Origin of the sequence: Dyadobacter sp. CY347 (assembly GCF_021502655.1) — a bacterium.
Lineage (GTDB): Bacteria > Bacteroidota > Bacteroidia > Cytophagales > Spirosomataceae > Dyadobacter.
Window position 1 is genome coordinate 809,751 of sequence record NZ_JAKFFT010000004.1, and the last position, 14,407, is coordinate 824,157.

Annotated in this window: 13 protein-coding genes; 10 read left to right on the forward strand and 3 right to left on the reverse strand. The window is 46.0% G+C overall.

The genetic code is table 11. From position 1 onward, the window contains the following. Positions 1 to 52: 52 nt before the first annotated feature. Entirely contained in the window at positions 53 to 526 is a 474-nt protein-coding gene (locus tag L0659_RS11445; protein WP_235126122.1) for a hypothetical protein, read from the forward strand. Between the two features lie 25 nt (positions 527 to 551). Then, a complete protein-coding gene (locus L0659_RS11450) occupies positions 552 to 1,136 on the forward strand; it encodes a DUF4202 domain-containing protein (protein WP_235126123.1) in 585 nt (194 codons plus the stop codon). A gap of 14 nt (positions 1,137 to 1,150) precedes the next feature. Here L0659_RS11450 and L0659_RS11455 read toward each other — a convergent pair whose 3' ends face one another. Beyond that, the gene (locus tag L0659_RS11455) at positions 1,151 to 3,004 is read right to left on the reverse strand and encodes a von Willebrand factor type A domain-containing protein (RefSeq protein WP_235126124.1); all 1,854 of its coding nucleotides are present in this window, start codon (positions 3,002 to 3,004) and stop codon (positions 1,151 to 1,153) included. A gap of 137 nt (positions 3,005 to 3,141) precedes the next feature. Between L0659_RS11455 and L0659_RS11460 the strand changes: the two genes are divergently transcribed. From L0659_RS11460 to L0659_RS11475, 4 genes are all read left to right on the forward strand, one after another. Next, positions 3,142 to 3,762, forward strand: a complete 621-nt coding sequence (locus L0659_RS11460) for an RNA polymerase sigma factor (RefSeq protein WP_235126125.1) — start codon at positions 3,142 to 3,144, stop codon at positions 3,760 to 3,762. Continuing rightward, positions 3,749 to 4,762 (forward strand): hypothetical protein, encoded by a 1,014-nt coding sequence (locus L0659_RS11465; protein WP_235126126.1) that lies wholly within the window; start codon positions 3,749 to 3,751, stop codon positions 4,760 to 4,762. Before L0659_RS11460 ends, L0659_RS11465 begins: the two co-directional genes overlap by 14 nt. A 419-nt stretch (positions 4,763 to 5,181) precedes the next feature. Next, positions 5,182 to 5,571 carry a response regulator transcription factor gene (locus L0659_RS11470; protein ID WP_235126127.1) on the forward strand — a complete coding sequence of 130 codons (390 nt, stop codon included), beginning with the start codon at positions 5,182 to 5,184 and terminating at the stop codon, positions 5,569 to 5,571. Positions 5,572 to 5,583: 12 nt separating this feature from the next. Continuing rightward, positions 5,584 to 6,798, forward strand: a complete 1,215-nt coding sequence (locus tag L0659_RS11475; RefSeq protein WP_235126128.1) for a sugar transferase — start codon at positions 5,584 to 5,586, stop codon at positions 6,796 to 6,798. A gap of 45 nt (positions 6,799 to 6,843) precedes the next feature. Here L0659_RS11475 and L0659_RS11480 read toward each other — a convergent pair whose 3' ends face one another. Beyond that, the gene (locus L0659_RS11480; RefSeq protein ID WP_235126129.1) at positions 6,844 to 7,461 is read right to left on the reverse strand and encodes a DapH/DapD/GlmU-related protein; all 618 of its coding nucleotides are present in this window, start codon (positions 7,459 to 7,461) and stop codon (positions 6,844 to 6,846) included. A gap of 111 nt (positions 7,462 to 7,572) precedes the next feature. On the opposite strand from L0659_RS11480, the gene L0659_RS11485 reads away from it, so the two are divergent. From L0659_RS11485 to L0659_RS11500, 4 genes are all read left to right on the forward strand, one after another. Next, entirely contained in the window at positions 7,573 to 8,241 is a 669-nt protein-coding gene (locus tag L0659_RS11485) for a TolC family protein (protein WP_235126130.1), read from the forward strand. Further along, positions 8,238 to 10,418 (forward strand): exopolysaccharide transport family protein, encoded by a 2,181-nt coding sequence (locus L0659_RS11490; RefSeq protein WP_235126131.1) that lies wholly within the window; start codon positions 8,238 to 8,240, stop codon positions 10,416 to 10,418. The genes L0659_RS11485 and L0659_RS11490 overlap by 4 nt, the downstream gene beginning before the upstream one ends. Next, positions 10,415 to 11,593, forward strand: a complete 1,179-nt coding sequence (locus L0659_RS11495; protein WP_235126133.1) for a glycosyltransferase — start codon at positions 10,415 to 10,417, stop codon at positions 11,591 to 11,593. Before L0659_RS11490 ends, L0659_RS11495 begins: the two co-directional genes overlap by 4 nt. Before the next feature lie 157 nt (positions 11,594 to 11,750). Then, a complete protein-coding gene (locus tag L0659_RS11500) occupies positions 11,751 to 13,271 on the forward strand; it encodes an O-antigen ligase (RefSeq protein ID WP_235126134.1) in 1,521 nt (506 codons plus the stop codon). Here L0659_RS11500 and L0659_RS11505 read toward each other — a convergent pair. Beyond that, positions 13,258 to 14,322, reverse strand: a complete 1,065-nt coding sequence (locus L0659_RS11505) for an acyltransferase (RefSeq protein ID WP_235126135.1) — start codon at positions 14,320 to 14,322, stop codon at positions 13,258 to 13,260. The genes L0659_RS11500 and L0659_RS11505 overlap by 14 nt on opposite strands. Positions 14,323 to 14,407: the final 85 nt, after the last annotated feature.

Genomic DNA, 14,407 nt, shown 5'->3' on the forward strand with positions numbered 1-14,407 from the left:
GTGAATGTTGTGTTGTGGTTATATTTGTAAAATACAGCAATCGTGTGCTTCTATGTTTGTAAAAAACGTTGTCTCAATATTTCTCGCTGGTTTTTTTCTGATCAATCTGGCTGCTTGTAAAAACGGGGCTGATAATCCGGCGGATGCGGCTGCATTGCTGACGGGGGTGAAGCAATGGAAAATTGCTGAAATTTCAGTCAATGATGCCGTTACTTTCAAGGATGGAAAAATGACCACTCAGTTTGGCGGGATTGATTTTGAACGATATATGGAAACGGTGGAGCTGCGTAAGGACGGAACATTTTCGGGTGTATTTAAAGGTGATGCAAAACCATTTATTCTGAAATGGAAGCTAAACGATACAAACCTGACAGTCGGAGCGGCTGATGGAGTGTCAAAGGGAGGAGAGTGGACCATTGATCCAAAAGATGTAAGCACCGGGTTCTTCACCATGAAAACGCAGAGCACCGCTTACGACTACCCACGAATGACCCGGATTTCACTGAAATTCATGGCTGTAAAGTAAACCCTCCACATCCTGACCATTTGAAATGAAAAACCTGGAAAAAGCTTTTGAACTTTTTGACGACTATAACCGAAATGCATCGGAGCATTTGATCCACGAAGGCACCGAGTATCCGTCAGAATACTTTTACGCTTTAAAGTTGCATGAATGGGTTACCAAACTCGCCCCGGATGCAAGCGAGAGCTTATTACTGGCATCGCGGGCACAGCATATCGGACGCTGGGAAATTGCTCGCAGCAGTTACCCGGACGGAAGGGTAGGTTATCTGAAATGGCGCACGGATCTGTCTAAATTCCATGCCTCAAAAGCTGCCGAAATCCTGGAATCGATTGGTTATGAGGAAGAAATCATCCAGCGCGTCCAGCAAATTATTCGGAAGCAACGCATCAAAGACGATCATGAAGTGCAAACCATGGAAAATGCGCTATGCCTTGTCTTTTTACAATATCAATACGACGATCTTATTGCCAAGACGAGTGAAGAGAAGATGGTCAACATTTTGCAAAAAACCTGGGCAAAAATGAGTGAGCCGGGCCAAAATATGGCGCTTTCCCTGCATTATAGCGAAGAGGGAAAGCGCCTTATTCATATGGCGTTAAGCGCCGCCTGATGTAATGCGGATGGTTAATCCCTTCTCACCGTCTCTTTTCCTGAACTCAATGCGTCCGCAGTTTTGACAAGCTGGACAAATTCGGCACGGTACCCTTCCTCATCCTTGCCTAATGCCGTTTTCGCCCGGGTAATCACACTCTGATACGCAGCCTTTCCCCTGAATTCCGAATTACGTAATAGCAAGCCAAACTCAGCGACCGCACTGGCAAACCGAAGGTTTTCCGAACACGACGCAAAAGATTTGGAAGCATTTTTGACCGGCAGATCAAACAGCGTACTTTGTTCGGAGTCCGGCTTTTTGTAGCGGATCTTTAATGTCAGCATTTCATCTGAATTACCTATTTCGGAAGCATTCGTTTTCTGATATTTCAATGGATCATTCTTGGACAGATACTGGCTATCCGAGCCCGCAGGGACAAGTTCATATAATGCCGTTACGGTATGTCCCGAGCCCATTTCTCCTGCATCCTTTTTGTCATCATGAAATTCTTCATTTTTCAGCGCGCGGTTTTCGTAGCCGATCAGCCGGTAAGCCTTTACATGGCGCGGATTAAATTCGATCTGGATTTTTACGTCCTTGGCAACCGTGAAAAGCGTTCCGCCAAATTCCTGAACAAACTCTTTCCGGGCTTCCTGAATGTTATCAATGTAGGCATAGTTGCCGTTGCCCTTATCTGCCAGAGTTTCAACGTGACTGTCTTTATAATTTCCCATTCCAAATCCCATAATGCTTAGGAAAATGCCCTCTTTGCGTTTCTCCTCAATGAGCCGCTGCAATGCTGCCTCACTGGAAATGCCGACATTAAAATCACCATCGGTCGCCAGGATCACGCGGTTATTTCCATTTTCCAGAAAATTGTCCTTCGCCATTTTGTAGGCCAGTTCAATGCCATCGCCACCAGCCGTTGACCCGCCCGCTTCAAGCCCGTCGAGCGCTACCTTAATCTTCATTTTTTCACTTCCGGATGTAGGTTTCAAAATCTCACCGGCAGCCCCGGCATACACGACGATCGAAATCTTATCTTGTGGCCGCAGCTGGTCCACAAGTAGTTTGAATGCCCGTTTTAGCAAGGGAAGCTTGTTTTGATCGGACATGGAGCCGGAAACGTCGATCAGGAAAACGAGGTTCGAAGCAGGCAGATTTTTCATTGGGATAGTTTTTGCCTGCAAACCAATGTGCAAAAGCTTTAATCCCGGATTCCATGGCGAATCAGTCATTTCGGTGGAAACGGCAATCGGATGATTGCCAGATGGTTCGGCGTATTCGTAATCAAAATAATTGATCATTTCTTCAATGCGCACGGCGTCCACCGGAGGCATCTGGCCGGTATTCAGAAAACGGCGCGTGTTGCTGTACGAAGCCCTGTCCACATCCACCGAGAATGTCGTAACCGGCGTTTGGGATGCAACCTGAAAGCCATTTTCGTTGACCGGATTGTAATTTTCAGTTTCCAGAGGCTGGTAACGCTGGCTAGGGGCCGCGAAGGTGGCCGTACCCATTTCCATGTTGGCATAAGTCCCTGTAACCTTGCGTTGGGGAAACCGTCGCTGGCTCAATACATCTGTTAAATCAACCTGACCCGTTTTGAAAACTACGTTCACAACATGAGAGGTTCCTAATGTCATTTTTTGAGACATGTAGCCGGCAATAACGAAAGTCAGCGTCGACGCATATGCAGGGACTTGGATTGCGTATTTTCCCAGAGAATCAGTTTTGGTAGAGATCATTGTTTTCTCGACCATTACCGTCACATTAGGGATTGGTTTTCCGTTCTCGTCGGTTACGATCCCTGTGATTTTCCGGGTTGGCAGCATGGAGAATGCAGTAAGGGCAAAAATGAGCAGCAATGCAATTTTGATTTTCATGGCTAATAGAATTTGTTTGCTGAGTGGATGCATGCGCCACACAGATTCCATAAAAGTTTTACGATTTTTTTTATGGAATTTTGAAAAAGCGGCATCTAAGGGTTAACAAACCGAGGTCATTCATATTTTCGACTCATGTGGGGTTTTTAAAAATATTCAAAAAAGATATCGCGGCACCGCTTTCGGAAGCACAGCAACTCGCTGCCTATCGCCGCTCGGCCGAGCGCGGCGCGGCCGAACGCGGCGCAGGTGACGCGGGCATATTGGGTGCGCTTTATGAACCTTATATGCATATGGTTTTTGCATTGTGCTATAAGTATTTGCAGGATGAAGATGCCAGCAAAGACGCGGTGATGCAGATCTTTGAAAAACTATTGGTTGAATTGAAAACCCATGAAGTGGAGCATTTCAAAAGCTGGCTCCACAGTGTTTGCCGGAATTTCTGCCTGATGCAGCTTCGAGCTAAGAGAACGTTTGTGGCAGCCGAAAATATTGAAAATGATGATGTTGAGTCTGTGTTTGTAGCCTACGAACCGGAGGAGCCACTTTTTGGCGAGAGAAAATTTGATGCTTTGGAAATGTGTTTAGGGACACTCCCGGCCGTGCAGCGAAAGGCGATCCAGCTGTTTTATATAGAGGAAAAATGTTATAAGGAGATCTGCGAAGAAACGGGATTTGAAGTCAGCAAAGTCAAAAGTTACATTCAGAACGGAAAGCGGAACCTGAAAATTTGTATTGAAAAAAATGAAAGCAAGTAGATCAGATATATCAGGGTTTGAAGATTTTCGCCGCTATCAGAACGGTGAGATGTCACCCCGTGAGCGGCACTTGCTGGAAAAGGAAATGCTTGAAAATCCTTTGCTCGCAGATGCCTATGAGGGATTTATGGCTTTGGAGCAGGATGATATTGATCTTGCAAACATTAAAAAGGATCTTACCGAAAAACTAAAAAGCAGAATTTCGGCTGATCGCCAGCGAACCATCCCGATATGGGCTTACGGCGCCGCGGCCTCGCTGATCATCACAGCCGGCACATTCTGGCTTGTCTTTATTTCAAATCCGAAAAAAAGTGAGCTCAGGGAAGCCCGTCAAAATCTGGTTGAAAAGCCACTGATGGCGCCAAAGTCGGAGCCTCTACCGACACTCGAAAAAGCTCCGGAGGTTTCCGTGTCGGCAGCACAGCCTGCGCCGTATTCTCCGCCAAAACCAAGGCCTAACAATGTTCCTGAACCGAATCTCGCAGCGGCAGAACGTGAAATTGAAAAGGAAATCAGGGTTGCTGAAAATACAGATCAGGCGAATGCTCCTGCACCGGCCCAAACGGTCGAGCCTGCACGCAGCTATTCGGCGCGAGGTCAGGTCAGGTCGTCACCTGCGGCCAGCAGCGTGCGTGAAGAACCTATGTATAAGAAGAGCGATTATCAGCTTTCAGAAGCAGCAGCTGCCAGGCAACTGGTGCCATTGGCGGCCGCAGTCAAATCCTTGCAACCTGTGCAGGCCAGTCCGCTGATGGGCTGGGACGCATACAATGCTTACCTGGATCAGCAAACGAGCGCCGCCAGGAGCAATGGTGAAGTGATCGTAACTTTCAGGGTGAACGCGGATGGTACATTATCCGGCTTCACGGCCAGCGGCAAAAAACAATTGCAGCCCGAGGCGATCCGCATCATAAGCGGAGGGCCGCTATGGGTGCCAGCCAAACAGAATGACTCCACGCTAAGCACAGCCGTAACGCTCCGGTTGCAATTCAAAAAATAGGCCGAAATTTCAGGATGTTTCCCGGTGCTTCCCAGAGGGTCAGGAAGTTACACTACTCTCGTAGAACTACTTTGCATTATTTTCCAATTTAGAACCTTTATCTTTTGTGAATTGGATTGTAGTACTTAATTTTACTATCTGCATCACACGCCCGTCAAACATTTACCCTTAATAGTAACTTCTGAAAAATCCATTGATAACGCCAATAATTAATGCTTTTTCTATTTGGAAGCGAAGCAATGAGGGTTCTCTTAAAAATTTTCCGGATGAATTTTGCAATGGGAAGTATTATTACTAATTCTACGAAATAATTGGCTATTATTTTATAAGTTTAGGAATAATCCAGCTTTACCCAGGCAAAAGCCCTCACCGGCAGCACATTAAAACAGCCTGATAATTTGAATAATTTTACTCTACCTATGAGCAGTAGAAGAAATCTTTTGATTTTAGATGATGAACCCAGCATCACCAAGATATTGGAGCATTTTTTGAAGAAAGACTTTAATGTTGTTATAAAAAGTGACGGATCAGAGGGGATGCTTTGGCTCGAAGAGGGAAATCAGGCCGACCTGATCATTGCAGACCTGCATATGCCCAATCTGAGCGGAAAAGAGTTTTTAAAGGTTGCCAAGGCCAGCAATTTATATGCTGATATTCCCGTGATCATTCTTTCCGGATCTGACGAAAGCAGTGAACGTATCCAGTGCCTGAACCTGGGCGCGGACGATTTCATGGTCAAGCCATTTAATCCGATGGAGGTTCACGCCAAGATCAATGCTATCCTTCGCCGAAGTAAACGCTACTCTTAATCGTAATATAATATGGAATTGGCAAGCACGTCCGCAGGAATGGTTGTTGAGTCAAAATCCTATGTTGCTTTGTTCCGGGTAATCTATCTGAACAAGGATCTGGAACAATATCTGAAATTTTCCGAGCAATATGCAAATACGCTGCAGGTCGAATATTTCGATTCAAAAGAAGGCGTTTTGCGCGCCCTTGAAGAAAATTACCCCGCAGATATTATCCTGGCCCACACCGAAAGCGGCGGCCTTGAACTATTGGACACGATAAGGAGCAGCGCCGGTTTTGGGAACATTCCTTTTGTGCTCATGGTGGATAACCTGAGCAGTGAGGCGATTGATATGGCACGCAGGCATCATGCGGATGACGTTTTCTCGGTCCGGTTCGATGACGGCGACCTCATTACCCGCATACGTTATTTCAAAAAACGGCAATGGTATGTGGCCAGCAAAGCTTCTCAAAAAATCAGCGCGGAAAACACGCGAACCCCTCTCTGGAAACGAACAATTGACATTATCACAACGGGCGGCGCGGTAATCCTGCTTCTTCCCGTGTTCCTGTTGGTAGCGCTTCTGATCCGCATGGATTCCAAAGGGCCTGTTTTTTACAAATCCAAAAGGGTAGGGAGTGGTTACAAGATATTTGACCTCTATAAATTCCGCACCATGCGGACGGATGCCGATCAGCTGATCCGCAAAATGGCGGCGCTGAGCATGTATAACAAGGTGGCGGAGCCTGTTAACCAGTTTGAAAGCAATGGTTTATGTGAGGAATGTATGGCGGGGAACCAATGCAAAAGCTTGCTGTTCCATGACGGAAGGGAGATCTGTGAAAAGCTCTATCACTTTCAGAAAGACCAGAAAGCAGCTTTTATGAAATTCCAGAATGATCCGCGGATCACCCGATTCGGACAGTTTTTAAGAAACAGCAGTCTGGACGAGTTGCCTCAATTGATCAACATTCTGAAAGGCGATATGTCGCTGGTGGGTAACCGTCCGTTGCCGCTTTACGAAGCCGAAAAAATGACTACTGACGATAAAATCCTTCGCTTTGCAGGCCCGGCGGGCCTTACCGGCCTGTGGCAGGTGACCAAACGCGGAAAGGGAAAAGCAGACATGTCGGAAGAGGAAAGGACCCAGCTGGACATTACTTACGCGAAGGAATTTTCCTTCAAAATGGATATGCAGATTATCCTGAAAACATTCCCGGCCCTCTTGCAATCAGAAAACGTTTAACCCACCTTACTATAACATTATTGAAATTACTTTTACACGCTTATGTTAAATGGTCTTGATCCATTCATTGCGAGACGCGTCGTATTGTTTAATAACCCGGGCAGGATTGCCCACGGCGACAGAGTAAGGAGGGATATTTTTAGTAACAACGGCCCCAGCGGCGATGACGCAATGTTTACCAATGGTAACCCCGGCCGTGATAACCGTGTTAGCGCCAATCCAGCAATCGTCTTCAATCACAATCGGCGCCACGCTGACCCCTTGCTGGTGAATAGGTTGCCCGATGTCCGAATAATTGTGATTCAATCCGCTGGCGACGATGTTCTGCGCAAGGATCACATTATTACCGACCGTAATAGGGCCAATAATGACATTGCCCAATCCAATCAGCGAGTTATTGCCGATCCTTACTTCCCCCACACCATTATTAACCGTAGTAAAGTCTTCAATCATAGAATTGTCTCCGATTGAAAAGGGATTGAATGGCAGCACATCCATTCTGACCCAGCTCCTGATAATGACATTTTTACCCTTCTGATGATAAAAGCGGTTCAGTATCACCCTTACCCAAAGTCTTGGTCGCGCCTGATTGGTAGGGATAAGGAGCCAGTGAAAAAATTTTTTTAAACGGGGGTTGCTCTTGATCTGGTCTGAAAATGCCATTGGGTAGGGCAGAGAAAAGTAGAAGTAATTTTGGTCAAATGTATTTCCTATAACTACATAATCAAGCAAAATTCATTTTAAATAACTATTTTTTTAAAAAATTTAATGTCAATGAGATACGCAGTGTTTTTAATTCCTCTGTTTTTGATTACCCTCACAACCCACGCACAGGAGTCTTTGAGCAAAGATGTAGACTATGCTTATCTCGAAAAACTTATTGCCATTACCAGAGCGAACTATCCCAAGATCAAAATGTACGAGGACCGGGTTGTAGTGGCCGAGTATGCGATCAAAAAAGCCAAGCTTTCCTATTTCGACATTTTCAATTTTTCTTACCTGTATAGTCCAAACAACAACACCGCAACCATTTCGCCAACATTGCTGAGCGGTTATCAGCTTGGTTTCTTTGTAAACATTGGTGCTATTCTGCAAAAGCCCAGCCAGATCAAGCAAGCGAAGGGAGAGCTTTCGGTGACACAGCATGACAAGGAAGCATTTGACCTGAGTATGGTTGCGGAAGTGAAAAAGCGGTATTTCACACTCATCCAGAAGCGCGCGGTTTTTAAAGTGCGGTCCAATGCGGCGCTGGATGTTGAAAGCATGGTTTCCAGTGTAAAAAAGCGGTTTGAAATGGGACAGGAGACATTGGAAAAATATAATCAGACACTGGTCATGCAGACCGACCACTACCAAAACCTGCTGAATGCAGAAAGCGACATTCTGATCGCGAAAAGCAGCCTGGAAGAATTGTTGGGACAAAAATTAGAAGATATAAAATGAGCGAGTTTGTACAATTTCTGAGATTACTGCAACGCAATAAAGTGACGCTGATCCTGGTCCCGCTGATCACCGTTATCCTTTGCTATTTTCTGGTCAGGCGCTTGCCGGACACATTTGAATCGCACGCGCGTATTGCAACCGGGCTTGTCGATAAAACGGACCAGGTCGTGACCAAAGCCAAAGACGAACAGGAGCAGCAGATCGCCCGTAAGTTTGAAAGCCTGATCCAGGTAATGCGTTTGAAGAGGACCATTGACCAGGTGTCTTATAGGTTGATATTGAACCATTTGAAAGGCGTGAAAGATTCCACATGGCGCGAGCCTGTGAAAGAGCTGGAAAAAATGAGCAAAGCCGATAAAGCCAAAGCCATTGCCCTGATCACGCAGAAGCACAAGAACCGTGAGGAGCTGTTTTTATCAAAACCTTATGAAAATGATCTGAACGACATTATCGTGGATATGGGCTACGGAGCCAATACACTGCGCGAAAAACTCATCATTTACCGAACCGGTGTAGGTGATTATATCGACATTGAATTTGAAGCAGAAAATCCCGAACTGGCTGCTTATGTGATCAATACGCTCAGTGAAGAGTTCATTTCCGACAACTCGTCGCGTGTGGTCGGCAACAATAAAAAGACAATTGATTTCCTGCAAACATTCATGCTGCAAAAGCTGGGCGCATTGAATAGCCGGATGAATACGCTGAGAAATTTCAAGATCCAGAACCGGGTTTTGAATCTGAATGAGCAGGCAAAGAGTATTTACGGTCAAATGGCTGATTATGAGACCAGGAGAGAAGTTGCGCAGAAGGATATCATTGCATTGGCAGCGGCGATCAATAACATTGACAAGAAGTTTGACCCAACCGAGCGCAAATATTTCGAAAGCGCACTGACGGGCATTAATCAGAAGATCATTGCCTCGAAAAATAATCTGAGGGCATTGAACGAAAGATATGTGCTAAGCAACTTCGATCAGCGCATTAAATTCAGCCTCGATTCGCTGAGAAACCAGCTCACGGCAGAAATTGATGAGGCAACGGATAAGTATGCCTACAATCCGATGGCACTTAAACAGGACCTGGTAACACAAAAATTGTCTATGGAAATTTCGCTGGAACTGGCGAAAAACAGCGTTGCGTCGATTCAGGGAGAGCTGAACAGGCTGAACAGGAAATTCGACGGACTGGTGCCCAACGAAGCCACGATCCAGGAATACGAAACTTCTATCGACATTGCGAGCAAAGAATACATTGAGGCGCTTCAACGCTATAATGAGGCCAGTCTGGAATTTAGTTTTCCGGTTTACCTGCGCCTGATCGAGCGAGCCATGCCGGGTGAAGTGCAGGCTTCCAAAAAAATGGTCCTGGTTATTCTTTCAGGTGTTATCAGCTTGGTATTCTGCGTGTTCGTGTTCTTTATCCTGTTTTATCTTGACAAATCCATCCGCTACCCCATGCAGCTTGCCAATGCCACCGAACGCCCTGTGCTGGGTTATCTCAATGTGCTGGACAAAGGCGCAAACCTGAGCTTGTCGGGGATGAATGCTTCGGATGATAAGTCCACCAGACTTTACAAAAATCTGGTCCGCTCGATTCGCTATGAGCTTGATAATGAGATTGATGATCCCAAGATCATTGCCGTTACCAGCCTTTCCTTTGGAGTGGGAAAGACGTCTTTTGTGGTTGCGCTTGCGTGGGCTTTTTCTAAAATCAATAAATCCGTCCTGATCATTGACGGAAACTTCGGGCAGCCTGATATCTCAAAACTAAACCCGGAAACGACCCTGATTGAGAACTTTGTGAAAAGCAATGCAGTACTTGAAGCCAGCGCGGGACAGATCCGCATCCTGGGCAATAAAGGCGGGGACATTTCCCTACTCGAACTGGCAGACGAAAAATCAGTAAGTGACCGTTTGCAAGTGCTGAAAACGCAATTTGATATCATACTGGTTGAAGCCGACTCCCTCACAGCTATGAATAAGGCGAAGGAATGGATCACATTTTCTGATCGCGTTGTAGCGGTTTTTGCAGCGGGAAGATCTATTTCAGACGATGACCAGTCTAAAATTCAGTATCTGAATAGTCTGGATGACAAGTTTTCCGGATGGGTGCTTACCAACACTGAGGACATTCCGGAACAAGCTGGAAAAATTGGCAAACCGGTAGAAGCATGAAAATAGTGGAAGCGCTTTGGCTATTGATTCAGTTCCTGATCTGGTATAACCTGGTCTTTCCCGTGTTGCTGCTTATAATTTACGGCATCCGGGGTAAGGATAAGTTAGCAGGCAATGCATCAGGCTCAGAATTACCGGATTACGCCATTATTGTTACAGCTTATGAATACACGCAGCAGCTTCCTGCGGTGGTGAGCTCGCTGCTAGCATTAGATTATCAGCGCTTTCATATTTATGTTGTTGCGGATAAATGCGACATTACCGGCCTGCATTTTCCAACAGACCGGGTTTCATTGCTCCGCCCGCCCCAGGTGCTGGGCAGTAACACCCGTTCGCATTTCTACGCAATCCAGAATTTTATCAGGCCTCATTCCCATTTGACCATTATAGACAGTGATAACCTTACAGACCCGCAATATCTGAATGAACTGAATATTTATTTCAAAGCTGGATTTCAGGCCGTTCAGGGCGTACGGGAGGCTAAAAACCTGGATAGCACTTACGCTTGCCTGGATGCCGCTCGGGACATTTATTACCATTTTTATGATGGAAAAGTGCTTTTCGGTGCGGGTTCTTCTGCAACATTAGCGGGATCGGGCATGGCCTTTACAACAGCATTGTATCAAGAATGCCTGGGGCATCTGGATGTTACCGGGGCGGGTTTTGATAAAGTGTTGCAGGAAGGGATCGTTAGCCGGAAATACCGCATTGCATTTGCTGAAAAGGCTATTGTATATGATGAAAAAACGACCGGAAGCGATCAGTTGGTAAAACAGCGGGCGCGCTGGATCAATACCTGGTTCAAATATTTTGCACTTGGGTTTAAGATCTTTTTCAATGGCCTGACAAGTTTCAACTGGAACCAGACGATTTTCGGGCTTGTGCTGCTCAGGCCGCCGTTGTTCATTTTCCTGATCCTGTCGGTGGTTTTCATGCTGATCAACCTGTTCATTTCCATTCCTGTGGCGGTTACCTGGTTCCTGGGTTTGTGTGTGTTTGTCATAGGATTTTATATTTCATTAAAAAGATCTCATACGGACCCGAAAATTTACCATTCGCTGGTCAACATTCCCAAATTCATTGCTTTTCAACTGCTCGCCCTGCTGAATGCACGGAAGGCCAATCAGATTTCTGTGGCAACACGAAGTAGCCAGACAGACCAAAAACAGATTTAGCCTGCTGCACCATGAAGATTTATCCGGTTAAGAAGGAGATAAAAAAGAAGGAGACATTTGATCATCTTTCGCCGCTGCAAAAAAAAACGCGGCAGGTTGCCTTGCTTCTGGCCCTGGTAAGCACATTTATTTTTTTCTTTAAAATCCTGTTCTTTTGATGGAGAACGATTTACAACTTTTCATTTCCAACAGCAATGCGGCTGAGCAGACCTTTAAAGGCAAGCTCCGCAAATTGTTTTTGGTCGATAAGCTCAGCAGTCCCACGGGGCTGATCATCCTGCTCATACTTTCTGCCGGAATTGGCGCGTTAATCGCCTACCAGGGCATCCTGGCAGGGGCATTGATCCTTGTGCTGATGATCGGGCCGCCTTTTGTTTATGCCATTGTGGCTTATCCGCAGTTTGGGATTACCGTATTGTTGATGCTTGCTTACCTGCTTTTTTTTGTAGGTCGGCTCGGCATCGACTTCCCGCTCGGGACGGTTATGGACGGGATCCAGGGACTGCTCATTCTGGGATTCTTCATCCGCCAGAAACGCAACCCCGACTGGACCATGTTCAGAGGGCCGATCGGGACATTGATCCTGATCTGGATCGCTTATAACATGGCTCAGGTGGCGAACCCGGTTGCCGAATCCCGATTGGCCTGGGTGTATACGATCAGGGCGGTGGCGATTGTGATGCTCACTTATTTTGTGTTTATGTATCAGATCAAAACTGTGCAGCAGATCCGGTTTTTGTTGAAAATGTGGATCGGACTGGCGGCTTTTGCGGCTTTGTATGCTTTTAAACAGGAGTTTATAGGATTTTCAGCATCAGAAGAAGCATGGTTGTATTCTGACCCTAATATCAAAGAACTGCTTTTTATATCCGGGCACTGGCGTAAGTTTTCGATCTTTTCCGACCCTGTGGCTTTTTCCTATAATATGGTCGTGAGCAGCATTCTGTGCATTGCATTGCTATCTTATGTGAAGCAGAAATGGAAAAAGTACGTTTTGAGCGGGCTTACCATTATCATGTTTACGGCAATGCTATTTTCCGGTACGCGGGGCGCATATGTGTTGCTTCCGGCCGCAATGGTGCTGTTTGTTATCTTAAAATTCAGCAGGCAGGTGCTTATCGGAACAGCTATCGCGGGCGTGGGGATATTGTTTCTGATCCTGGTCCCCACAAGTAATTCGAACATTGTCCGCTTTCAAACTGCATTCAAACCCAATGAAGACATTTCGTTTCAGGCGCGGAAAAACAACCAGAAAAGGATACAGCCTTACATTTTAACCCATCCCATGGGCGGTGGCCTGGGTGCAACCGGCGCGTGGGGACAACGCTTTGCGCCACAGTCATATCTGGCCAGTTTCCCGCCAGACAGCGGTTATGTCCGGATTGCGGTAGAGCTGGGCTGGATCGGCCTTGCCATTTTCTGTTTACTGATGTTCTTTATTTTGAGGGAAGGGATTAACAACTACTTTTCGATCCGAAATCCCGAGTTGAAAACCTATTGCATGGCCATGCTGCTTATTGTATTTGCCTATAACATTGGTAATTACCCTCAGGAAGCGCTGGTGCAATTCCCTTCGAACATTTACTTCTATTTCGTTGTAGCGGTCATTAATATCACCAAAAGGATCGACGATAAAGAGGAGGAAAAACGCATGAAAGAGGCCGCTATTTCACAGTAACAGTCGATTTCTTGCTGACATTGAAATATTTCGCAAGGTTCATGAAGTACTTTTCGAAGTATTGATATACAAAATAACTTACAACCAATGACGCAACGACGGTGCTCGCAATCAGGATATAAGGCTGTGAAACTGCGGCCTCACCCATTGCAATCCGGATCAAGGCGTATACGATGGGGTGGATCAGGTAAACCGAGTAACTGATCTCGCCTAATGTAGATAGCGCCCATTGTGCGGCCGATGGGAGGAATGAAAAATCGGCAATGTAGATGAAGTAACAGAGCAATGTGGTCAATATGGAAAGGACTATCCTGTTGTTGCCGGATGTAAGGTGAATGGGTTCACCGGAAACAGGGTAAGCGAAAAGCATCGCCAGCGTCACCAGAAAAAGATAAGGCGCTGCACGAACGAGTGACGCCGGGGCTTGTCTTAATGCGCCCAATCCCATTCCCACCAGAAAGAAGGTGAATTGGTTAAACGGACTCACATAACGGCTCCATTGCAGACCGAGCGGGACTTCCGGGTCCAGCACAAAATAGGTGAAATATAAAAACGGGACCAATGATCCGAGGAACAGGGCGATCAGGTAATTGACGTTCCTTTGGACAAGCAAAATAATGAGCGGAAAAAAAAGGTAAAATCCCAGCTCATTCCCGATGGACCAGGCACCATTGGCGATGAAAGTCTCCGGTTTCAGGATGCCAGGCAAAACCAGCATATTAACCGCCATCTTTTTAAGTGTATACGCCTCTTCGGACAGCAGGAATGTCAGCAGCGTAGCGAGCCATAAAAGCGGTACGATCCGGAAAACCCTTTTGATGAAAAAGATCCTGATGGTTTCGTAGGAAAGGCTGTGATAATAAACCTTGTACAATGTCAAGCCGCTCAGAATGAAGAATATCGTTACTGCGTAGATCTTGATGACAGCCAGAGGGGATGAGGAATCGGTTTCGCCAAAATTGAGCAGGTGCATGTGGTATAACATGATTCCAAGTGCTGCGAGGCCACGCAAATAATCAAGGGAGTGAATCCTTACCGACGATTTAGTCATTATAAATTGAGGGAGCTGGGTAAAATTATTTGTACAAAAATATTAAATTATGCGATCTTTAAGTCATGCAAATACAGATATCCTG

Excerpts from the sequence above, each read along its gene's own strand:
- L0659_RS11455 (WP_235126124.1), bottom strand. The coding sequence starts at position 3,004 with ATGAAAATCAAAATTGCATTGCTGCTCATTTTTGCCCTTACTGCATTC.
- L0659_RS11465 (WP_235126126.1), top strand. The coding sequence starts at position 3,749 with ATGAAAGCAAGTAGATCAGATATATCAGGGTTTGAAGATTTTCGCCGC.
- L0659_RS11470 (WP_235126127.1), top strand. The coding sequence starts at position 5,182 with ATGAGCAGTAGAAGAAATCTTTTGATTTTAGATGATGAACCCAGCATC.
- L0659_RS11475 (WP_235126128.1), top strand. The coding sequence starts at position 5,584 with ATGGAATTGGCAAGCACGTCCGCAGGAATGGTTGTTGAGTCAAAATCC.
- L0659_RS11490 (WP_235126131.1), top strand. The coding sequence starts at position 8,238 with ATGAGCGAGTTTGTACAATTTCTGAGATTACTGCAACGCAATAAAGTG.
- L0659_RS11505 (WP_235126135.1), bottom strand. The coding sequence starts at position 14,322 with ATGACTAAATCGTCGGTAAGGATTCACTCCCTTGATTATTTGCGTGGC.
- L0659_RS11445 (WP_235126122.1), top strand. The coding sequence starts at position 53 with ATGTTTGTAAAAAACGTTGTCTCAATATTTCTCGCTGGTTTTTTTCTG.
- L0659_RS11480 (WP_235126129.1), bottom strand. The coding sequence starts at position 7,461 with ATGGCATTTTCAGACCAGATCAAGAGCAACCCCCGTTTAAAAAAATTT.
- L0659_RS11450 (WP_235126123.1), top strand. The coding sequence starts at position 552 with ATGAAAAACCTGGAAAAAGCTTTTGAACTTTTTGACGACTATAACCGA.
- L0659_RS11495 (WP_235126133.1), top strand. The coding sequence starts at position 10,415 with ATGAAAATAGTGGAAGCGCTTTGGCTATTGATTCAGTTCCTGATCTGG.
- L0659_RS11500 (WP_235126134.1), top strand. The coding sequence starts at position 11,751 with ATGGAGAACGATTTACAACTTTTCATTTCCAACAGCAATGCGGCTGAG.
- L0659_RS11485 (WP_235126130.1), top strand. The coding sequence starts at position 7,573 with ATGAGATACGCAGTGTTTTTAATTCCTCTGTTTTTGATTACCCTCACA.